Source organism: Stenotrophomonas sp. Steno-C18, assembly GCF_056393195.1.
The window spans coordinates 59,001-80,477 of the sequence record NZ_JBWJOX010000010.1 but is presented as its reverse complement, the minus strand read 5'-3'; the positions used below and the strand labels follow the sequence as shown (position 1 = coordinate 80,477).

Below are 21,477 nucleotides of genomic sequence, written 5' to 3'. Positions count from 1 at the left end.
AATCCCGATGATGAGTACCACCGTTGCCACCTTGTATGTCGTTGCCACGCCCATCGGCAACCTGGCCGACCTGAGCCCGCGCGCGCAGGAGGTGCTGCGTTCGGTGGCGGCGATCTGCGCCGAGGACACCCGTCATACCGGGCAGCTGCTGTCGCATTTTGGCATCAGCAAGCCGTTGGTCGCGCTGCACGACCACAACGAGGAAGCGATGGCGCAGCGCGTGGTCGCGCGCCTGCAGGCCGGCGAATCGCTGGCCGTGGTCAGTGATGCCGGTACCCCGCTGGTCAGCGACCCGGGCTTCCGGCTGGTGCGCGCCGCGCGCGCGGCCGGCATCAAGGTCAGCCCCGTGCCGGGGGCCTGCGCCGCCATTGCCGCATTGAGCGTGGCCGGCCTGCCCAGCGACCGCTTCGTGTTCGAGGGCTTCCTGCCGGCCAAGGCGGCCGCGCGCCGCGACCGCCTGCAGCGGTTGGCCAGCGAGACAGGCACGCTGGTGTTCTACGAGTCCTCGCACCGCATCGCCGAATCGCTGGCCGACATGGCGATGGCATTTGGTGCGGAGCGACCGGCGGTGGTCGCGCGTGAGCTGACCAAGCTGTTCGAGACCGTGCTGGATGGCTCGCTGGCGCAGCTGCTGGCCACCGTGCAGGCCGACGACAACCAGCGCAAGGGCGAGTTCGTGGTGATGGTGCAGGGCGCCGGCGACGATGAGGCGGCCAAGGTCGCAGAAGGCCGCCGCCTGTATGCCAGGCTCAACGAGCACCTGCCTCCCTCCACCGCCGCCAAGCTGGCGGCCGAACTGAGCGGTGCGCCGCGCAAGGCCTTGTATGGACAGGGCGGCAACGACTGAGGCGTGGTGGGCGGCGGCCGACGCCGCCAGCCTGCGCGGGCAACTGGACCTGCGCGAGCATCCATTGGCCGTGGCCACGGGCAGCCAGGCCAAGGAGCAGCGCGAACGCTGGATGATGACCCGCTGGCTGACCGCCTGGTCCCCGCAGTTGGCGTACCCGGTGCAGGTGCACAAGCGCGAAAGCCCGGATTTCCTGGTTGATACCGGAACCGGGCGGGTGGGCGTGGAATGCATGGAGGTGGTGCCGGAGAGCTTCAAGCAGCTGCAGGCCAAGCTGAGCGGCATCAACTCCGGCTGGGTCCGTCCGGTGCCGCATTACCGTCCGGGGGAAGGGCGGGCGGAATGGGACAGCCCGTTGATGCGGCAACTGCTGGCCGATACCTACGAAGGCAGTCCCTGGATCGGCGATGAGCCGGAGCGGCTGTGGGTGGAGGTGATGCGTTGGGCGGTGGAGAAGAAACGCGAGGTGCTGCACAAGCCGGCGTTCGCGGTGCAGCCGTGCAACGTCCTGCTGCTGTACGACAACTGGCCGCTGCCGCCGGTGGCGTTCATCGAGGACGTCGCCGAGGAAGCACTGCTGGACTGGGGGTTGGCGGCGCTGGATGCGCTGTCGGCGCAGTTGATCGCCAGTGACGCGCATGCCGACTTCCAGCAGGTCGACATCCTGCGCGAAGGCTGGCTGCTGTCGTTCACCGCCACTGGCGTGCAGCGCATGCGCTATGTGCCGCCCGTGGCCGGATGAACGAAGCGTCGGGCAGAAACCCTGCTGGACGTGCGACAATGCGCGCGGCGGAGTCGGCCAGACAGTCGCGTCATTCCTTCGGGAATGCCGAGGAAAGTCCGGGCTCCACAGGGCAAGGTGCCAGGTAACGCCTGGGCGGCGCGAGCCGACGGAAAGTGCAACAGAAAGATACCGCCTACGTCCCTCGTCACCCCATTGCGGCCTCATGACCGCAACTGGCGATGCGAATGCATCGCCCAAGTGGTCCGGAAGGACGCAACGGGGTGGCGAGGGGCCGGTAAGGGTGAAATGGTGCGGTAAGAGCGCACCGCGAGTCTGGCAACAGACCGGTACGGCAAACCCCACCTGGAGCAAGACCAAATAGGGACCTCATGACGTGGCCCGCGTCGGGTCCGGGTAGGTTGCTTGAGCGTCACGGTGACGTGGCGCCTAGAAGAATGACTGTCCACGACAGAACCCGGCTTATCGGCCGGCTCCGCCGCTTTCCTCGCCTGCCTGGCGAGCAAAGCCCCAAGGTTCCGCGGCGCGGAACCTCGGGCCCCGGGCCTCTGCCCACCCAATTCCCTGCGCCTGTCGGCGCGCCCCCTTTACTAAAGGGGCTTCCTGCTGCTGTGGGATGGCTTGGCTCGCGTCAGGGCACCAAAAGCGTGAATGCCAGGCTTCAGCTCCAGGAATACTTGATCCACCGAGCCCCTCTCCCGTCCACGGGAGAGCGGTTGGGGTGAGGGCGGCTTCTGGCGGATCGTTCCACGTGGTGGCGTGCACCACCTGCCTGGCGAGGAAAGCCCCAAGGTTCCGCGGTGCGAAACCGTGGGCCCCGGGCCTCTGGCCACCCAATTCCCCGCGTCTGTCGGCGCCCCCCCCCCTTTACTAAAGGGGCTTCCTGCTGCTGTGGGATGGCTTGGCTCGCGTCGCGTCAGGGCACCAAAAGCGTGAATACCAGGCTTCAGCTCCAGGAATGCTTGATCCACCGAGCCCCTCTCCCGTCCACGGGAGAGGGGTTGGGGTGAGGGCGGCTTCTGGCAAGCCCCCGGCAAACCCCGCAGCCTCACTCCCGGCCCGGTGCCACATCGACGCGCTGCTCGCCCAGGCACACGCCGTCCGGCCCGAATCGGCGCTCATGGATGAAGCCGCGGCCATCATGGTCGATCGCGACCACCGTGCTGGCGCGGGTGCCATAGTCACGGCCACGGATGAACGCGCTGGAGAGCATCCGCTCCAGTTCCAGTGGAACGCCGGTGGCCGGCAGTTCCGCGTCCGGCGGCCGCGTCTCATCGGCAAGGGCCTGCCAGATCACGTCCAGCGCCTCCTCGCCGCTCTCCAACCAGCCGTCCAGAACCTGCATCAGGCGACGGGTCTTGGGCCAGGGCGCGTCCAGCGCGCCGTTGGACATGCCGTGGATGCCCGGTTGCAGTACCCGATGGGCCGCGGGGCGGTTGCCCAGGTAGGCGCAGTGGTCCGCATCGGCGACCAGCAGGTTGAACGGGGCGAACTCGGCCGCACGCAGGGCCAGTGCGTCGGTATAGGCGGTGGCACCGACGTTGCCCTCCAGGTAGCCGGCGATCAGCTCGCCCCGCGAGGGGCCGCCGGTTGCGGCGGTCGGGTCACGGACATTGGTGACCACGGCGGCGTGCCCGTTGCCATTGATTCCCATCCAACTGCCACCCGAGCGCAGGTCACGCCCGGCGATCACCGCTGCCGGGGAAGCCGGCCAGGCGTGCAGGGCAGCGGTCGGGCGGGCGTGGAACTCGTCGCGGTTGCCGGCCATCAGCAGGCGCCAACGGGGATGGCATTTCCAGGCAAGGGTGACCAGGCACATGCACGGAGTGTGCCTGTTTGCGCAGTTGCCAGCCATGCCCGCCTGAATGGCAAGGTAGCCACCGGCGTGATTTCACATGGTCTCTACAGTGCTGAATTTCATGGAAATCTCAAAATTTGAGACGAAACAGCAACTTGTGGATAAGCCTTGAACAAGTCTCTAAACATTGCTGCAAGCTATTGATGCTTATGGCGATTTTGTGCATGGAAAGTTGTTGACAAGCCAAGGTCGGCTGCTAAGGTGGGCATCAGAGGGAAAACCGGGTTTTTTGTGGTTTTTCGTGGTTCAATGACCCCCTGGGCAAAAGCGGACAAACAGGTATAGCCGTCGTGTTTCAAGGCGAGACTGCCATCACGGTTGACGACAAGGGACGCATGGCGGTGCCAACCGCCTACCGCGACCTAGTCGCGCGCGTGAGCGGCAATCGCCTGGTACTGACCTACAACCCGTTCGAAGCCGGTTGCCTGTGGTTGTACTCAGAGCAGGAGTGGGAACGGGTGCGGGACGATGTGATGGCCAAGCCCAACACGCAGCGCGTGGTGCGCACCCTGCAGCAGAAGCTTGTCGGTTCGGCGGCCCATCTGGAACTGGATGGCAATGGCCGCATCAGCCTGCCTTCCAGTCACCGCAATGCGGTGGGCATCGAGAAGAAGGCCGTGCTGATGGGAATGGGCGACAAGTTCGAACTTTGGAGCGAGCAAGCGCATCGCGCACTGATCCAGCAGACATTGTCTGACGAGGATCTGGGCGATGGGCTGCTCGACTTGAAGTTGTGAGCCGGGGTGCCCGGGTGCGCGGTCAAGCGCAGGCCGGTCACCCTCCGGTGTCGCAGCCGCCGGCGGCTCACCTGCCGGTGCTGTACACCCAGGTCCTTCAGGGCCTGAGGGTGATCGAAGACGGTACTTACCTGGATGGCACGTTCGGTCGTGGCGGTCACGCCGGCGGCGTGTTGCGCCAGCTCGGCCCGGACGGGCGCCTGCTGGTGATGGACAAGGACCCCGAGGCCATCGCCGTGGCCGAGCGCGACTTCGCGCCGGACGGTCGAGTGTCGATCTACCGCGGCAGCTTCGCCGACCTGCTGGACTGGAACCAGACCGCTGCCGGCCTGGACGGCGTGCTGTTCGACCTGGGCGTGTCCTCGCCGCAGCTGGACGTGGCCGAGCGCGGTTTCAGCTTCGGCAAGGACGGCCCGCTGGACATGCGCATGGACCCGGATTCGGGCGAGAGCGCCGCGCAGTGGGTGAACCGCGCCGAAGAGCGCGAGATCGCCGACGTGCTGTGGACCTACGGCGAGGAGCGGCAGAGCCGCCGCATCGCCCGGGCCATCGTTGCGCGTCGTGCCAACCAGCCGTTCAGCCGCACGGCCGAACTGGCCGACGTGATCGCCTCGGTGATGCCGCGTGGCAAGGACAAGATCCACCCGGCCACGCGCAGCTTCCAGGCCATCCGCATCCACATCAACCGCGAGCTGTCCGACCTGGAGGCCGGGCTGGACGCGGCGATGGCGCGGCTCAAGCCGGGCGGCCGGCTGGCGGTGATCAGCTTCCATTCGCTGGAAGACCGCATCGTCAAGCAGTTCATGAACCGCCATGCCAAGGCCCCGCCGAGCAACCGCCGGCTGCCCGAGGCGGTGGCCTTCGTGCCGACGCTGGACCTGATCGGTGGCGCCATCAAGGCCGAGGACGACGAACTGGCGGTCAACCCGCGCTCGCGCAGCGCGGTGCTGCGGGTTGCCCAGAAACGCGAGGTGGCTGCATGAGCCGCCTGCTGCTGATCGTGCTGCTGGCCTGCACCATCGCCTCGGCGATCGGGGTGGTGTTCATGCGCCATCGCCATCGGCAGCTGTTCGTCGAACTGTCCCGGCTCGAGCACGCCCGCGACGAGCTGAACATCGAGTTCGGTCGCCTGCAGCTGGAGCAGGCCACCCTGGCCCAGGCCACGCGCGTGGACCAGGAGGCACGGGGCCGGCTGGCGATGAAGTTCCCCGAGGCCGCTGACATCGTGGTGATCCGGCCATGAACCAGCCCGTGCGCAACCGCAACCGCAGCCAGTTCAACCTGCGCAACCGCCTGATGATGGTGGCCGTGGGCCTGGGCCTGTGCGGGGTGACGCTGGTCGGGCGCGCGGCCTACGTGCAGTTGATCAACAGCGACTTCTACCAGCGCCAGGGCGAGGCCCGTTACCTGCGCGAAGTGCCGATCCCGACCTCGCGCGGCATGATCACCGACCGCAACGGCGAGCCGGTGGCGGTGTCCACGCCGGTGGCCTCGATCTGGGTCAACCCGCAGGAACTGCTGCGCGTGCCCGAGCGCATCCCCGAGCTGGCGCAGGCCCTGGGCCTGCCCGCCGACGAAGTGACGGCCAAGGTCACGCAGAAGGCCGACAAGGAGTTCATGTACCTGCGTCGCCGGATGAACCCGGACGTGGCCGAGCAGGTCGTGGCGCTGAAGATCCCGGGCGTGTTCTCGCAGCGCGAGTTCCGTCGCTATTACCCGCAGGGTGAGGCGATGGCGCACGTGCTGGGCTTCACCAACATCGACGACCACGGCCAGGAAGGCCTGGAGCTGGCCTTCGACGAATGGCTGCGCGGCAAGCCGGGCATCAAGAAGGTGATCCGCGACCGCAAGGGCGCGATCGTGGAGAGCATCGACCTGGTCCGTCCGGCCGAGCCGGGCAAGGACCTGACCCTGAGCATCGATCGCCGCATCCAGTTCCTGGCCATGCGCGAGCTGCGCAACGCGGTGACCACCAACCGTGCGGCCGGTGGTTCGATCGTGATCATGGACGTGGCCACCGGCGAGGTGATGGCCATGGCCAACCTGCCGACCTACAACCCGAATGCCGTCAGTGGCGCCACCCCGGACACGCGCCGCAACCGCGCGGTGACCGACCTGGTCGAGCCCGGCTCGACGATGAAGCCGCTGACCATCGCCACCGCGCTGCAGAACCACGTGGTCACCCCGGACACGGTCATCGACACCAACCCGGGCTACCTGTCGCTGGGCCGCTACACCATCCGCGACGTGCCGCGTAACAACGGCGTGCTCAACGTCACCGGTGTGATCACCCGCAGCTCCAACATCGGCGCGGCCAAGATCGTCGCGCGCATCCCCGACCAGATGTTCTACGACTCGGTGCGTGGCTTCGGTTACGGCGTGGCCCCGCACAGCGGCTTCCCCGGCGAATCGGCGGGCGTGGTGCCGTCGCCGGGCAGCCCGGGCTGGTACGGCACCACCAAGACCACGATGTCCTACGGCTACGGCCTGTCGGTGACGCCGCTGCAGATCGCGCAGGCGTACTCGGCGCTGGCCAACGGTGGGCAGGTGATCCAGCCGACCTTCATCAAGGGCCAGCGCAACGAGGCGCGGCAGGTGCTGGACCCGTCCGTGGCCCAGGAAGTGGTGCGGATGATGGAAACCGTGGTCACCAACGGCGGCGCCAAGCAGGCGGCGATCCTGGGCTATCACGTCGCCGGCAAGACCGGCACCGCGCGCAAGAACGGCCCCAACGGCTACGAGCGCGGCCACTACAACCTGTTGTTCGCCGGCGTGGTGCCGGCCACCAACCCGCGCTATGCCGCGGTGATCGTGGTCAACGACCCGCAGGGCAGCCTGCAGTACGGCGGCCTGGTGTCCGCGCCGGTCTTCCACCACGTGATGGAAGGCACGCTGCGCCTGATGGACGTGCCGCCGGACGACATCCAGTCGTGGCTGGCGGCGCAGGCCGCGGGCAAGGTCGGGGGCAAGCCGGGCAGCAGCACGGCACCGCTGCCGATCCCGCAGGACGCCGCCGAAGCCACCAACGCTGAAACCGAATTCGACGCCGCACTGCCAACGGCCAGTGCGCCTGCGCCTGCCACGACGGAGGTGCGCCAGTGAGCCACACGATGCTGTTGTCCCACCTGCTGCCTGACCTGGCCCTGCCGCACGACCCGCAGATCAGCGGGTTGGTGCTCGACTCGCGCCACGTGCGCCCCGGCGATGCCTTCGTGGCGATTGCCGGCTTCGGCGCGCATGGCCTGGGTTTCGTCGAGCAGGCCAGGGCCAACGGCGCCTCGGTGGTGCTGTTCGAGCCGCCGGCCCCGGCCGAGCTGCCGGCCCCGGCCGATGCCATCGCGGTGCCGGGCCTGCGCCAGCGCATGGGCATGATGGCCGACCAGTTCCATGGCCAGCCGTCGCGTGCGATGACCATGGTCGGCGTCACCGGCACCAACGGCAAAACCTCGACCGTGCAGCTGTTGACCCAGGCATGGCACCTGCTGGGCATCGCCAGTGGCTCGATCGGCACGCTCGGCGTGGGCCTGTACGGCAACATCGTGCCGACCGGCTTCACCACGCCGCTGGTGCTGCAGATGCATGACGTGCTGGCCCAACTGCGCGACGGCGGCGCCGCCGCGGTGGCGATGGAAGTCAGCTCGCACGCCCTGGACCAGGGGCGCGTGGATGCGGTGCATTACGACGTGGCGGTGTTCACCAACCTCACCCGCGACCACCTGGACTACCACGGCAGCATGGAAGCCTATGGCGCGGCCAAGGCCCGGCTGTTCCACCGTGCGGGCCTGAAGGCGGCGGCGATCAACCTGGACGATGCGTTCGGCCGCGACCTGATCACCACCCTGGCCGAAGGCGTGCAGGCCATCGGCCTGAGCTCGACCGGCCAGGCCGGTGCCAGCGTGCGCGCCGAGCAACTGGTGCTGGACGGGCAGGGCATCGGCTTCGAGCTGGTGATCGGGGACGCGCGCTTCGCGCTGCGTTCGCCGCTGCTGGGCCGCTTCAACGTCGACAACCTGCTGGCGGTGGCCGGTGCGCTGCATGGCCTGGGCCAGCCGGCGGCGACCATCGCCCAGGTGCTGGCGCAGTTGCAGCCGATCCGTGGCCGCATGAACCGTCTCGGCGGCCACGGTGAACCGACCGTGGTCATCGACTACGCGCACACGCCCGACGCACTGGAGCAGGCGCTGCGCAGCCTGCATGGCCACCTCGATGGCCGCCTGCTGTGCGTGTTCGGCTGCGGTGGCGAGCGTGACACCGGCAAGCGCCCGCAGATGGCGGCCATTGCCGAGGAATTGGCCGACGTGGTGTTCGTCACCGACGACAACCCGCGCGGCGAGGACGGCGACGTGATCGTCGCCGACATCATGGCCGGCTTCGCCGATCCGTCCCGGGTCAACGTGCAGCGTGACCGTGCCCGCGCCATCGGCGCGGCCGTCGCGCAGGCGGGCCCGGGCGACATCGTGCTGGTCGCCGGCAAGGGCCACGAGCCCTACCAGGAGATTGCAGGTATCAAACATCCTTTCGATGACACCGACGTGGCATCGCGCGCGCTGCAGGCACGCTCGGCGAACGGGGAGGTGACCGCATGAAGCGCACCCCGCTGTCGCTGATCGCGCATTGGGCCGGCGGTGAGATCCACGGCGAGGACGTGGCGATCGACGCCATTGGCAACGACACCCGTACGCTCGCCGCCGGCAGCCTCTACGTGGCACTGCGCGGCGAGCGCTTCGACGGCCACGACTTCGCCGCCGAGGCGGTGGCCCGTGGCGCCAGCGCGCTGCTGGTGGACACGCTGCAGCCGCTGGACGTGCCACAGGTCGTGGTCGCCGATACCACGCTGGCCCTGGCCCGCATCGCCGCCGGCATGCAGCAGGGCCGCGCCACGCGCGTGTTCGCCATCACCGGCAGCAACGGCAAGACCAGCGTCAAGAACCTGCTGCTGGCGATCCTGCAGCACGCCGCCGCCGTGCAGGGCCTGCACGTGCATGCCACGCCGGGCAACCGCAACAACGAGATCGGCCTGCCGCTGGCGGTGATCGATGCGCCGGACGATGCCGACTTCGCCATCTACGAGATGGGCACCGGCAAGCCGGGCGACATCGCCTACCTGACCGCCATCGCCGCGCCGGACGTGTCGCTCGTCAACAACGTCGCGCCGGCGCACCTGGAGCGCATGGGCAGCCTGCTGGAGATCGCCAACACCAAGGCGGCGGTCTACGACGACCTGCGCGCCGACGGCGTGGCGGTGGTCAATGCCGACGATGCGTTCGCACCGTACTTCGTGGCCCGTGCCGGCAGCCATCGGGTGCTGCGCTTCGGCCTGGAGGCCAGCGCCGAGGTCACCGCCACCGGCATCGTGCTGGGCCAGGGCAGCTCGCGCTTCCAGCTGCACGCGCCGCAGGGCGAGGCCGCGGTGGCGCTGCAGTTGCCGGGCCGCCATAACGTGCTCAACGCACTGGCCGCCGCGACGCTGGCGCTGGCCGCCGGCATCGCGTTGCCGCTGGTGATCCAGGGCCTGGCGCAGGCGCGCCCGGTCGCCGGCCGCCAGGTTGCCCACGTGCTGGCCAACGGCGCGGTGCTGGTCGATGACAGCTACAACGCCAACCCCGGTTCGCTGGCCGCGGCGATCAGCGCGCTGGCCGCAGGCCAGGAAGAAGGCTGGCTGGTGCTGGGCGACATGCGCGAACTGGGCCCGGATGCACGCGCGCTGCATGCGCAGGCCGGGCAGCGCGCCCGCGCGGCCGGCCTCAAGCGCCTGTACACGCTGGGGCCGTTGAGCGAGGCCGCATCGACCGCCTTCGGCGAAGGCGGCCGTCATTTCGACAGCCACGCCGCGCTGGCGGCCGCGCTGGAAACCGAACTTCATGCTGGTGTGCGTTGCCTGGTCAAGGGCTCGCGCGGCAGCGCCATGGACAAGATCGTGACCGCGCTGTTGCCGCGCGGCGAGGAAACCCCGCATGTTGCTTGAACTGGCCCGATGGCTGCAGCAGTTGGACGGCCTCTTCCGCCTGTTCAACTACCTTACCTTCCGCGGCATCCTGGCGGCGCTGACCGCGCTGTCGCTGTCGCTGTGGCTGGGCCCGATCGCGATCCGTCGCCTGGCCCAGCTCAAGGGCGGCCAGCCGATCCGCAAGGACGGCCCGCAGTCGCACTTCTCCAAGGCCGGTACGCCGACCATGGGCGGTGGCCTGATCCTGACCACCGTGCTGATCTCGGTGCTGCTATGGGGCGACCTGCGCAACCGCTACGTGTGGCTGGTGCTGGTGGTGATGCTGTGCTTCGGCGCCATCGGCTGGTACGACGACTGGATCAAGATCGCCAAGCGCGACCCGAACGGCCTGAAGTCGCGCTGGAAGTACCTGCTGCAGTCGATCTTCGGCCTGGCCGCCGGCCTGTTCCTGTTCTACACCGCCGACGTGCCGGCGGCGCTGACGTTCTACATCCCGATGTTCAAGGCGATCGCGCTGCCGCTGGCGGGCATCAGCTTCGTGGCCATCGCCTACTTCTGGATCGTCGGCTTCTCCAACGCGGTCAACCTGACCGATGGCCTGGACGGCCTGGCGATCATGCCGACCGTGCTGGTCGCCTGCGCGCTGGGCGTGTTCGCCTATGCCTCCGGCAACGCGGTGTTCTCCAGCTACCTGCAGATCCCGCAGATCCCGGGCGCCGGCGAGCTGGTCATCATCTGCGCGGCCATCGCCGGCGCCGGCCTGGGCTTCCTGTGGTTCAACACCTATCCGGCCATGGTGTTCATGGGTGACGTCGGCGCACTGGCGCTGGGCGCGGTGCTGGGCACCATCGCCGTGATCGTGCGCCAGGAGCTGGTGCTGGTGGTGATGGGCGGCGTGTTCGTGATCGAGACCCTGTCGGTGATGATCCAGGTGGCCTCGTTCAAGCTCACCGGCAAGCGCGTGTTCCGCATGGCCCCGATCCACCACCACTTCGAACTGAAGGGCTGGCCGGAGCCGCGCGTGATCGTGCGCTTCTGGATCATCTCGGTGGTGCTGGTGTTGATCGGCCTGGCAACGCTCAAGGTGCGCTGATGGACGATTACTCGCGTCAGGCAACCCGACTGGAAGCCATCGGCGGCAGCTACGACAAGTGGCTGCTGGGCGCCGCCATGGCGCTGGCTTCGATCGGGATCGTGATGGTGGCTTCCAGCTCCATCGCGCTGACGCAGAGTCCGTTCTACTACCTGACCCGCCACCTGATGTTCATCGCCATCGGCGTGGTGCTGGCCGCGGTGGCGATGCGGGTGGAGCTGAAGGAAATCGAGAAGTACAACCAGCTGCTGCTGCTGGGCTGCTTCGCGCTGCTGATCGTGGTGTTCATCCCCGGCCTGGGCAGCAGCGTCAACGGCGCGCGGCGTTGGATCAACCTGGGCGTGTCCAAGTTCCAGACCGTGGAAGCGGTGAAGGTGCTCTACATCGTGTGGCTGTCCAGCTACCTGGTGCGCTTCCGCGACGAGGTCAACGCGACCTGGGTCGCCATGCTCAAGCCGGTCGGCGTGGTCGGCCTGCTGGTCGGCCTGCTGCTGATGCAGCCGGACTTCGGCTCCTCGATGCTGCTGCTGGGCATCACCACCTGCATGCTGGTGCTCGGTGGCGCACAGATCAAGCGCATCATCCTGCCGGTGCTGCTGATGCTGCCGGCGCTGGTGCTGCTGGTGATCTTCGAGCCGTACCGCATGCGCCGCGTCACCTCGTTCATGGACCCGTGGCAGGACCAGCTCGGCTCGGGCTACCAGCTGTCCAACGCGCTGATGGCGATCGGCCGCGGCGAGTGGACCGGCGTCGGCCTGGGTGCCTCGATCCAGAAGCTGAACTACCTGCCCGAATCGCATACCGACTTCATCTTCTCGGTGATCGCCGAGGAGCTGGGGTTCCTGGGGGTGTGCGCGATCATCGGCCTGTACGCGCTGCTGGTCGGCCGTGCGTTCTGGCTGGGCATGCGCTGCATCGAGATGCGCCGCCACTTCGCCGGCTACATCGCCTTCGGCATCGCGCTGTGGATCAGCCTGCAGACCTTCGTCTCGATCGGCGTGAACCTGGGCATGCTGCCGACCAAGGGCCTGACCCTGCCGCTGATCTCCTCCGGTGGCTCGAGCGTGATGATGACCTGCGTGGCGATGGGCCTGCTGCTGCGCGTGTCCTACGAATACAACCGCGCCGTGCGCCGCCAGGAATTCCGCGAGGACATCGAACCGGTGGTTGCCGCCGCCGAGGACGACAGCGCCGAGCGCCGTTCGGCCACCGAGGTGGCCGCCGCGCTGCAGGCCGCCAACGGGCGCGACAGCTCGGCGCGCGGTACCAGCCGCATGCAGCAACGGGCCGAACCGACCTTCGGGAGGATCGCCTGATGGCCGCGTCCACTGCCCAGGCACGCCCGGTGATGATCATGGCCGGCGGTACCGGTGGCCACATCTTCCCCGGCCTGGCCGTGGCCAAGGTGCTGCGCGCGCGTGGCGTGCCGGTGGTGTGGCTGGGCGCCGATGGCGCGATGGAAACCCGGCTGGTCCCCCAGCACGACATCCCGATCGACACGCTGGCCATCTCCGGCCTGCGCGGCAAGGGCAAGCTGGCCTTGCTGGGTGCGCCGATGCGCGTGCTGCGCGCCATCCGCGGCGCCGGTTACGTGCTGCGCGAGCGCAATCCGCGCGCGGTGGTGGCCTTCGGTGGCTTCGCCGCCGGCCCGGGTGGCATGGCCGCGCGCCTGCACGGGCTGCCGTTGCTGGTGCACGAGCAGAACCGCGCGCCCGGCATGACCAACCGCATCCTGTCGCGCTTCGCGCGGCGCGTGCTGACCGGCTTCCCGGGCAGTTTCGCCAATGGTCGCGAGGAAGCCGTGGGCAACCCGGTGCGCGAGGAGATCGCCGCATTGCCGGCGCCGGACGTGCGCCTGGCCGGACGCAGTGGCCCGATGCGGCTGTTGGTGCTGGGCGGCAGCCAGGGCGCACGCGCCTTGAACAACGCCGTGCCACAGGCACTGGCCGCGCTCGGTGGCAGCGTGGCCATCGAGGTCTGGCACCAGTGCGGCGAGAAGCTGCACGAGGAAGCCCTGCAGGCTTACCGCGTCGCGGGCGTGGACGGCCGCGTCGATGCCTTCATCAAGGACATGGCCGCCGCCTATGCGTGGGCCGACCTGGTGGTGTGCCGCGCCGGTGCTTCGACGCTGGCCGAGCTGTGCGCGGTGGGCGTGGGCAGCGTGCTGGTGCCGTTCGCCGCGGCGGTGGATGACCACCAGACCCGCAATGCCGAATACCTGGTCGAGCGCGGTGCCGCCGAACTGCTCAAGCAGGACGACGCGCTGGCCAGAAACCTGGAAGGCGTGCTGCGCACGCTTGCCGATACGCCGGCCCGCCGCATGCAGATGGCGCAAGCCGCGCGTGCGCTGGCCAAGGTCGATGCGGCCGAACGCATCGCGGACATCATTCTCGAGGAATCAGCATGAACACGGCACCGCGCACCCGCGCCCGCCACACCGGAGGCCGGGCATGATCCGTCGCCTCCACGACACCAACGACCTGGTCCGCGCGTTCCCGCGCGTGCACTTCGTCGGCATCGGCGGCACCGGCATGAGCGGCATCGCCGAAGTCATGCTGACCCTGGGCTACGAAGTCTCCGGTTCGGACAACGCCGACAACGCGGCTACCCGTCGCCTGTCGCGGCTGGGGGCGCGCGTGATGCGCGGTCACTCGGCCGCCAACGTGCTGGGCACCGACTGCATCGTCGTCTCCAGCGCCATCCGCGAGGACAACCCGGAGCTGATGGAGGCGCGCAGCCAGCGCATCCCGATCATGCCGCGCGCGGCGATGCTGGCCGAGCTGATGCGCTTCCGTCGCGGCATCGCGGTGGCCGGCACGCACGGCAAGACCACCACCACCTCGCTGACCGCCGCGGTGCTGAGCGAAGGCAACCTGGACCCGACCTTCGTGATCGGTGGCCAGTTGCTGGCCGCCGGCGCCAACGCCAAGCTCGGCGGTGGCCAGTGGCTGGTGGCCGAGGCCGACGAGAGCGACGGCAGCTTCCTGCGCCTGAACCCGCTGGTGGCGGTGATCACCAACATCGATGCGGACCACCTGGAGAACTACGGCAACGACTTCGCCCGCGTCCAGGCCGCATTCGCCGAGTTCCTGCAGCGCCTGCCGTTCTACGGCCTGGCGGTGCTGTGCATCGACGACCCGGAAGTGGCGGCGTTGGCGGCCAAGACCCCGCGCCACGTGATGAGCTACGGCATGAGCAGCAATGCCGACGTGCGTGCCGAGGACGTGGTCCAGGACGGCGCCTGCATGCGCTTCACCCTGCGCCTGCCGGAAGGCAGCTCGGTGCCGGTCAAGCTGGCCCTGCCGGGCAAGCACAACGTGCTCAACGCGCTGGCCGCCGCTGCGGTGGGCTGGCAGCTGGGCGTGGCCCCGGAAGCCATCGCCGCTGCGCTGGAGAAGTTCGAAGGCGTCGGCCGCCGCTTCAACGACCTGGGCATCGTGACCACCCACAAGGGGGCCAAGGTGCGGGTGATCGACGACTACGGCCATCACCCGCGCGAGCTGGCGGCGGTGTTCGCCGCTGCCCGCGGCGGTTGGCCGTCGCAGCGCCTGGTGGTGGCCTTCCAGCCGCACCGCTACAGCCGTACCCGTGACCAGTTCGATGCCTTCGCCGCGGTACTGTCCGAAGTGGACGCGCTGGTGCTGAGCGAGGTCTACCCGGCCGGCGAAGCGCCGATCCCGGGTGCCGATTCCAAGTCGCTGGCACGCGCCATCCGCGCACGCGGTCGCAGCGAGCCGGTGGTGGTCGGCCAGGCGGCCGACCTGGCCTCGGTGCTGCCGGACGTCCTGCAGGACGGCGACCTGCTGCTGATGATGGGGGCCGGCGACATCGGCGCGGTGGCCCAGACGGTGGTGACCGAAGGCTTCAAGGAGCACCCCGCCGAATGAACCGCCACGCATTCCCGTCCATGCCCGCCCACATCGCCGCGCCGCGGTCGGTGTCGGCCGCGCGTGCGCGGAATGCGGGGGAGGGCGCGCGATGAACGCGCTCCTGCGCATGCTCGCCTGGTTGCTGGCCATCGCCCTGGTGGCGCTGCCGGTGGTGGCCGTGCTCAACGGCTGGGTCGGCGCCGAGCGTTGGCCGCTGGCCAAGCTGCGCGTGCACGGCGAATTCAAGCGGGTCTCCGGCGAACAGCTGCAGAAGGCCCTGCTGCCGTATGCACGCGCCGGCTACTTCGCGGTCGAGCTGCAGGACGCGCAGAGCGCCGTGCAGAAGCTGCCGTGGGTGGAGAGCGCGCAGGTGCGCAAGCAGTGGCCGGACGTGCTGGAAGTGACCATCGTCGAGCACAAGCCGTTCGCCCGCTGGGGCAAGGACCGGCTGCTGTCCGAGCAGGGCCGCCTGTTCGCCGTGCCGCATGGCCTGGAGGACGCGCCGCTGCCGCTGCTCGATGGCCCGGACAGCAAGACCGCCGAAGTGGTCGAGCTCTACAACGACTCGCGCGCGTTGTTCGCGCCGGCCGGGGTGGACGTGCACCAAGTGGTGATGGACGCCCGTGGCAGCTGGTCGCTGGCGCTGGACAACGGCACAGAGATCATCGTCGGCCGCAATGACGCACGCACGCGCCTGGCCCGCTTCGTGCGGGTGCTGCCGCAGCTCACGCGCACCCAGGTGCCGATCGTGCGCGCCGACCTTCGCTATACCAACGGTTTCACGCTGAGCTGGGGAACCCCGCCGCCGGCAACAAAGCAGACGCAGGACAGGACATGAATCGCAAGGGTGACAAATCGTTGATCGTCGGCCTGGACATCGGCACCTCCAAGGTGGTGGCGCTGGTGGGCGAGTACTCGCCGGGCAGCCCGATCGAGGTGATCGGCATCGGCTCGCACGAATCGCGCGGCCTCAAGCGCGGCGTGGTGGTGGACATCGAATCCACCGTGCAGTCGATCCAGCGCGCCATCGAGGAAGCCGAGCTGATGGCCGGCTGCGAGATCCGTTCGGTCTATGCCTCGATCTCCGGCAACCACGTGCAGTGCCGCAACTCGCAGGGCATCACCCCGATCCGCGAAGGCGAGGTCAGCTGGGGCGACCTGGACCGCGTGCTGGAAGCGGCCAAGGCGGTCGCCATCCCGGCCGACCAGAAGATCCTGCATGCGATCCCGCGCGAGTACGTGCTGGACGACTCGCAGGAAGGCATCCGCAACCCGGTCGGCATGACCGGCGTGCGCCTGGAGGTGCATGCGCACCTGGTGGTGTGCGCGCAGTCGGCCGCGGCCAACATCAGCAAGTGCGTGCAGCGCTGCGGCCTGCAGGTCGACGACCTGGTGCTGTCTTCGCTGGCCTCCAGCGTGGCGGTGCTGACCGCCGACGAGCGCGAGCTGGGCGTGGTGCTGGTGGACATCGGCGCAGGCACCACCGACATCGCGGTGTACGTGCAGGGCGCGATCTGCCACACCGCCTCGCTGCCGATCGCCGGTGACCACGTCACCAACGACATCGCCCACATGCTGCGCACCCCGACCCCGGAAGCGGAGCAGATCAAGGTGCGCTACGCCTGCGCGCTGGCGCAGCTGGCCACCGCCGAGGAGAGCATCCAGGTGCCGTCGGTCGGCGACCGTCCGCCGCGTCGCATGCCGCGCCATTCGCTGGCGCAGGCGGTGCAGGGTCGCTACGAGGAAATCTTTGAAATGGTGCAGGCCGAGCTGCGCCGTTCCGGCTTCGAGGAGATGGTGCGCGCCGGCGTGGTGCTCACCGGCGGCGCCTCGAAGATGGAAGGCGTGGTCGAGCTGGCCGAGGAAATGCTGCAGATGCCGGTACGCGTGGGCATCCCGCAGCACGTCACCGGGCTGGGCGAAGTGGTGGGTAACCCGGTGCATGCCACCGGCGTGGGCCTGCTGCTGATGGGCAGCCAGATCGAGCACCCGCGTCGTCCGTCGTTGCCCACCGGGCGCGCCGGCAGCGTGTTCAACAAATTGAAGAACTGGTTCCGCGGCGAGTTCTGAGCGTCGCGGCAGTAGTGCAGTGAAGTGGTAGGCAGGGCAAACGAAGTGCAGTAACGCAGTCATTGATACAGGCAACAACGCCGCGCAGGGGCAGCCCGGGCGGTACATCAACTAAAACTCGCCGGTGCGGGCGGGCGCAGAAGGAGAAGGATGCTTCCCGGATGCCCGACCCAATCACGGCAATAGAGAGGACATGGACATGGCGCATTTCGAACTGATTGAAAAGATGGCACCGAACGCGGTGATCAAGGTGGTTGGCGTGGGCGGCGGCGGCGGCAACGCCGTGGCGCACATGGTCAACAGCAGCGTGGATGGCGTGGAGTTCATCACCGCCAATACCGACTCGCAGGCCATCAAGAATTGCGGTGCCAAGCTGCAGCTGCAGCTGGGTACCAACGTCACCAAGGGCCTGGGCGCAGGCGCCAACCCGGAAGTCGGCCGCCAGGCCGCCCTGGAAGACCGTGAGCGCATCATGGATGCCCTGCAGGGGGCGGACATGGTGTTCATCACCGCCGGCATGGGCGGCGGCACCGGCACCGGCGCCGCGCCGGTGGTGGCGCAGCTGGCCAAGGAAATGGGCATCCTGACCGTGGCCGTGGTCACCAAGCCGTTCCCGTTCGAAGGCCGTCGCCGCATGCAGGTCGCGCTGAAGGGCATCGAGGAACTGAGCCAGCACGTCGACTCGCTGATCACCATCCCGAACGAGAAGCTGATCACCGTGCTCGGCCGCAACGCCACCATGGTGCAGGCCTTCCGTGCCGCCAACGACGTGCTGCAGGGCGCCGTGCAGGGCATCGCCGACCTGATCGTGCGTCCGGGCCTGATCAACGTCGACTTCGCCGACGTGCGCACCGTGATGTCGGAGATGGGCCTGGCCATGATGGGCACCGGCACCGCGCGTGGCGATGACCGCGCCCAGGCCGCCGCCGAGGCCGCCATCCAGAACCCGCTGCTGGACGACGTGAACCTGGCCGGTGCCAACGGCATCCTGGTCAACATCACCGCCGGCCCGGACTTCACCATGAGCGAGTTCGACGAGATCGGCCGCACCATCGACGGCTTCTCCTCCGAGGACGCCACCGTGGTGGTGGGCACCGTGCTCGACCCGGACATGCAGGACGAAGTGCGCGTGACCGTGGTGGCCACCGGCCTGAACCGTGCCGTTGCCAAGGGCGCCGCGCCGCGTGCCGGCGAGCGCGCACCGATCAAGCTGGTCCGCAACGCCACCACCGGCCAGGCCGAGTTCGGCGAGTACGAAAGCCCGGCCGATGCCGTGGCCAAGGCCGCCGGCAACTCGCTGGGCATGGGCCTGCGTCGTCCGAGCGCCGATACCGCTGCCGCCTCGTCGGCATCGGCTTCGACCCCGGCCGCCGCCGAACTGCCGAGCGACTACCTGGACATCCCGGCGTTCCTGCGCCGCCAGGCGGACTGATCCGGCCGGCATGACCGGGCGTGCCGGCCCCTGCGCCTGCCGATGACGGCAGGCCGGGGTAGGCCTGGCCCGTGGCAAGGCAATACACGTCGGGGCCGTCCACCCCGACGGGCAACATCCATGTCCTTTGTCGCCGGGCCAGGGCAGGCCCGGCGGCATTTTCCGTCCTGAATCGCGGCAGGCGCCTCGTTTCAGTGGGCCAGGGCCGCGTGTGAACGCGTGTTATTCTTGTTTGTCCCCGGCCGCGCATGCGCGGCTTTCCCGGTTCCGAGTCCATGATCCAGCAACGCACCCTCAAGAACACGATCCGCGCCACCGGCGTCGGCCTGCACAGCGGTGACAAGGTCTACATGACCCTGCGTCCTGCGCCGGTGGACCATGGCATCGTGTTCCGCCGCGTCGACCTGGAGCCCGTGGTCGAAGTGCCGGCCCGTGCCGACCTGGTCACCGAAGTCACGCTATGCACCGGCCTGACCTGCGAAGGCGCCAAGATCCAGACCGTCGAACACCTGATGTCGGCCATGGCCGGCCTGGGCGTGGACAACGCCATCGTCGAGCTGTCCTCGGCCGAGCTGCCGATCATGGACGGTTCGTCCGGCCCGTTCGTGTTCCTGCTGCAGTCGGCGGGCATCATCGAGCAGGACGCGCCCAAGCGTTTCCTGCGCATCCTCAAGACGGTGGAAGTGCGCGACGGCGACAAGGTCGCCCGCTTCGACCCGTACGAGGGCTACAAGCTGGGCTTCACCATCCAGTTCGACCACCCGATGATCCCGGCCAAGCAGTCGCGCGCCGAGGTCGAGTTCTCCACGGCCGCCTACATCAAGGAAATCTCCCGCGCGCGCACCTTCGGCTTCATGCGCGACCTGGAGTACATGCGCGAGCGCAACCTGGGCCTGGGCGGCTCGATGGACAACGCCATCGTGCTGGATGAGTTCCGCGTGCTCAACGACGACGGCCTGCGCTACGCCGACGAGTTCGTGCGTCACAAGATCCTCGATGCCATCGGCGACCTGTACCTGGCCGGTGGCCAGGTGCTTGGGGCCTACGAGGGCTTCAAGTCCGGCCATGCGCTCAACAACAAGCTGGTGCGTGCCCTGCTGGCCGACCAGAGTGCCTGGGAATGGGCCAGCTACGCGTCCCCCACCGCCACCGACCCGGTGGTCTACGGTGTCCCCGCCCTGGCCTGAGCCGGGCGCTCACCCGCGCATGTGTCCTGTTCTGTCCCACGGACAGGCGGACAGCTGTGTTGTCGAAATGTGAACCTCGCGCGGGTTCGAGCCTGAATTTAACTAAAAATTAACAAAAGACTAACTCCCCGGTCGCATTCGGCGGCTAGGATTCCTGCCGGCTTCCTGTTTGTCCCCCCTCGGGGGCGGACGGGAACCGGGGCCCCAAGGCCCCGGTGGTTTCAGGAACGCGTGGGTTTCACATCCTGAAGGGCAGCCAGGGCGTCACGCAGGCCTTTGTGCGTGGCTTCCGACACTGCGGTACTGCGCTGGTCGTTACGCACTGGGGAGTGCGGTGGCGCAGTGGCAGTCTTGACGGTCACCCGTGTGACCTTCAGCCCGATGGATCGGGCCGCGTCGATCAGCTGGCCTTCGGCAAGCCTTACCTTGGCATGCCACACCGGCGATTCGACGAGAAAAACGAGGTGTTCGCCGTCCACATTGGCCAACCGGCAACGGTTTGCCAGCGCCGGCGGCAAATGGGGGCGCAACTGCCGGTCCAGCGCATCGAGCCACAGGGCTCGTCGCAACGGGTTTCCAGCTTTGTCCGCCATCACCGCTTCCAGCGCCTGCTTGGGCGCGGAACGGGAACGAACGCTGGATTTCGGCTCAGACATAAGAATTCTTCAATGGCATTCAAAAAGATCGTAATCAAAACGCGTGAACCGCAGGCCAAGACGCCGCTCGCACGCGTTCAGATGTACTTCGAGGATCGACCCAAGGCGTTGCTGGGCAGCGTACTTGGACTGGGGTGCCTGATGGGCGTGGCGATGAGCTTCGCGCTGGGCATGGTCGGGGATTCGGCCCTGCAAGCCAAGGTCGACCACCAGGAGCAGGAGCTGGCCAAGGTCCGTGCCGACGCACAGACCCAGGTCAATGCGCTGGCCGCCCGCCTGGGCGAGCTGCAGGCCCAGGCCACGCGCCTGAACGCCCTGGGCGAGCGCCTGACCCAGATGGGCAAGCTGCAGGACGGCGAGTTCGACTTCAACGAAACCCCCGGCATGGGTGACGGCGATCCGGGCCCGACCCAGGACATCCCTGCCAACGCCGTCAACAGCGACTTACAGGTGCTGGAGCAGCGTTTCGCTGCTTCAGGCAAACAGTTGTCGGTGCTGGAGTCGCTGCTGTTCGACCACCAGCTCGAGCAGAACGCCGTGCCCTCGCGCATGCCGATCAGCAACACCTACATCACCTCCAGCTTCGGTACCCGCGCCGACCCGTTCGGCCGCGGTGCCGGCAACCACAAGGGCATGGACTTCCACGCCCGCGTCGGCGACCCGGTCATGGCCGTGGCCGATGGCGTGGTCAGCTATTCCGGGGTCAAGGGCGGTTACGGCAACGTGGTCGAGATCGACCACGGCAACGGCTACAAGACCCTGTACGCCCACAACTCCCGCCTGACCGTGCGCGAAGGTGCGCTGGTCCGGGCCGGGCAGGAAGTGGCCAAGGCCGGCTCCACCGGCCGCTCCACCGGTGCCCACGTGCACTTCGAGGTCTGGCAGAACGGCCAGGTCATGAACCCGCGCAAGTTCCTGGGCGAGGGTGGCAACACCCCGGTCGGCCGTCTCAGCCGGGGCTGATGTTTGCCGGGTGCGGGTGGCTTGAATCGCCAAGCCCCCGCCCCAAGCTACAATAGGCGTTGCCATAGACAGGGCG

At 68.3% G+C, this 21,477-nt stretch carries 19 protein-coding genes and 1 other RNA gene; 18 read left to right on the top strand and 2 right to left on the bottom strand.

What is annotated here, in order from left to right; translation table 11 throughout:
- Positions 1-10: 10 nt before the first annotated feature.
- From rsmI to rnpB, 3 genes are all read left to right on the top strand, one after another.
- A complete protein-coding gene (gene rsmI / locus AC06FE_RS17480) occupies positions 11-847 on the top strand; it encodes a 16S rRNA (cytidine(1402)-2'-O)-methyltransferase (protein WP_478073753.1) in 837 nt (278 codons plus the stop codon).
- The gene (locus AC06FE_RS17475) at positions 825-1,589 is read left to right on the top strand and encodes a hypothetical protein (protein WP_478073752.1); all 765 of its coding nucleotides are present in this window, start codon (positions 825-827) and stop codon (positions 1,587-1,589) included. The genes rsmI and AC06FE_RS17475 overlap by 23 nt, the downstream gene beginning before the upstream one ends.
- 49 nt (positions 1,590-1,638) lie before the next feature.
- An RNA gene (gene rnpB / locus AC06FE_RS17470) (RNase P RNA component class A) lies at positions 1,639-2,070 on the top strand.
- Between the two features lie 567 nt (positions 2,071-2,637).
- On the opposite strand, the gene AC06FE_RS17465 is transcribed toward rnpB, so the two are convergent.
- Entirely contained in the window at positions 2,638-3,408 is a 771-nt protein-coding gene (locus AC06FE_RS17465; protein ID WP_478073751.1) for an NRDE family protein, read from the bottom strand.
- Positions 3,409-3,728: 320 nt separating this feature from the next.
- On the opposite strand from AC06FE_RS17465, the gene mraZ reads away from it, so the two are divergent.
- The 14 genes from mraZ to lpxC all read left to right on the top strand — a co-directional run bounded on the left by mraZ (position 3,729) and on the right by lpxC (position 19,782).
- The gene (gene mraZ / locus AC06FE_RS17460) at positions 3,729-4,184 is read left to right on the top strand and encodes a division/cell wall cluster transcriptional repressor MraZ (RefSeq protein ID WP_132864993.1); all 456 of its coding nucleotides are present in this window, start codon (positions 3,729-3,731) and stop codon (positions 4,182-4,184) included.
- Between the two features lie 14 nt (positions 4,185-4,198).
- Positions 4,199-5,167, top strand: coding sequence for a 16S rRNA (cytosine(1402)-N(4))-methyltransferase RsmH (rsmH, locus tag AC06FE_RS17455; protein ID WP_192286680.1), 969 nt, complete (start codon positions 4,199-4,201; stop codon positions 5,165-5,167).
- Complete coding sequence (gene ftsL, locus AC06FE_RS17450; RefSeq protein ID WP_132864991.1) at positions 5,164-5,427, top strand: cell division protein FtsL; 264 nt, start codon at positions 5,164-5,166, stop codon at positions 5,425-5,427. Before rsmH ends, ftsL begins: the two co-directional genes overlap by 4 nt.
- Positions 5,424-7,286 carry a peptidoglycan D,D-transpeptidase FtsI family protein gene (locus AC06FE_RS17445; protein WP_132864990.1) on the top strand — a complete coding sequence of 621 codons (1,863 nt, stop codon included), beginning with the start codon at positions 5,424-5,426 and terminating at the stop codon, positions 7,284-7,286. Before ftsL ends, AC06FE_RS17445 begins: the two co-directional genes overlap by 4 nt.
- Before the next feature lie 8 nt (positions 7,287-7,294).
- The gene (locus AC06FE_RS17440) at positions 7,295-8,770 is read left to right on the top strand and encodes a UDP-N-acetylmuramoyl-L-alanyl-D-glutamate--2,6-diaminopimelate ligase (RefSeq protein WP_446541915.1); all 1,476 of its coding nucleotides are present in this window, start codon (positions 7,295-7,297) and stop codon (positions 8,768-8,770) included.
- Complete coding sequence (locus tag AC06FE_RS17435) at positions 8,767-10,149, top strand: UDP-N-acetylmuramoyl-tripeptide--D-alanyl-D-alanine ligase (RefSeq protein ID WP_478073750.1); 1,383 nt, start codon at positions 8,767-8,769, stop codon at positions 10,147-10,149. The genes AC06FE_RS17440 and AC06FE_RS17435 overlap by 4 nt, the downstream gene beginning before the upstream one ends.
- The gene (gene mraY, locus AC06FE_RS17430; protein WP_313252689.1) at positions 10,139-11,224 is read left to right on the top strand and encodes a phospho-N-acetylmuramoyl-pentapeptide-transferase; all 1,086 of its coding nucleotides are present in this window, start codon (positions 10,139-10,141) and stop codon (positions 11,222-11,224) included. Before AC06FE_RS17435 ends, mraY begins: the two co-directional genes overlap by 11 nt.
- Entirely contained in the window at positions 11,224-12,540 is a 1,317-nt protein-coding gene (gene ftsW / locus AC06FE_RS17425) for a putative lipid II flippase FtsW (protein ID WP_478073749.1), read from the top strand. Before mraY ends, ftsW begins: the two co-directional genes overlap by 1 nt.
- The gene (murG, locus tag AC06FE_RS17420; protein WP_478073748.1) at positions 12,540-13,631 is read left to right on the top strand and encodes an undecaprenyldiphospho-muramoylpentapeptide beta-N-acetylglucosaminyltransferase; all 1,092 of its coding nucleotides are present in this window, start codon (positions 12,540-12,542) and stop codon (positions 13,629-13,631) included. The genes ftsW and murG overlap by 1 nt, the downstream gene beginning before the upstream one ends.
- A gap of 43 nt (positions 13,632-13,674) precedes the next feature.
- Positions 13,675-15,111, top strand: a complete 1,437-nt coding sequence (gene murC, locus AC06FE_RS17415; RefSeq protein ID WP_192286674.1) for a UDP-N-acetylmuramate--L-alanine ligase — start codon at positions 13,675-13,677, stop codon at positions 15,109-15,111.
- A 91-nt stretch (positions 15,112-15,202) separates the two neighbouring features.
- A complete protein-coding gene (locus AC06FE_RS17410) occupies positions 15,203-15,931 on the top strand; it encodes a cell division protein FtsQ/DivIB (RefSeq protein ID WP_132864983.1) in 729 nt (242 codons plus the stop codon).
- Positions 15,928-17,163: a cell division protein FtsA gene (gene ftsA, locus AC06FE_RS17405; RefSeq protein ID WP_132864982.1), complete on the top strand. Its 1,236-nt coding sequence runs from the start codon at positions 15,928-15,930 to the stop codon at positions 17,161-17,163. The genes AC06FE_RS17410 and ftsA overlap by 4 nt, the downstream gene beginning before the upstream one ends.
- A 199-nt stretch (positions 17,164-17,362) precedes the next feature.
- Positions 17,363-18,595, top strand: a complete 1,233-nt coding sequence (ftsZ, locus tag AC06FE_RS17400; RefSeq protein ID WP_132864981.1) for a cell division protein FtsZ — start codon at positions 17,363-17,365, stop codon at positions 18,593-18,595.
- Between the two features lie 275 nt (positions 18,596-18,870).
- The gene (lpxC, locus tag AC06FE_RS17395) at positions 18,871-19,782 is read left to right on the top strand and encodes a UDP-3-O-acyl-N-acetylglucosamine deacetylase (RefSeq protein ID WP_478073747.1); all 912 of its coding nucleotides are present in this window, start codon (positions 18,871-18,873) and stop codon (positions 19,780-19,782) included.
- A 221-nt stretch (positions 19,783-20,003) separates the two neighbouring features.
- Here the strand turns inward: lpxC and AC06FE_RS17390 are convergent, their stop codons facing one another.
- Positions 20,004-20,438, bottom strand: coding sequence for a DciA family protein (locus AC06FE_RS17390; RefSeq protein ID WP_192286673.1), 435 nt, complete (start codon positions 20,436-20,438; stop codon positions 20,004-20,006).
- A 12-nt stretch (positions 20,439-20,450) separates the two neighbouring features.
- Here AC06FE_RS17390 and AC06FE_RS17385 point away from each other — a divergent pair, with 12 nt between their 5' ends.
- The gene (locus tag AC06FE_RS17385; RefSeq protein ID WP_192286672.1) at positions 20,451-21,401 is read left to right on the top strand and encodes a M23 family metallopeptidase; all 951 of its coding nucleotides are present in this window, start codon (positions 20,451-20,453) and stop codon (positions 21,399-21,401) included.
- Positions 21,402-21,477 lie beyond the last annotated feature (76 nt).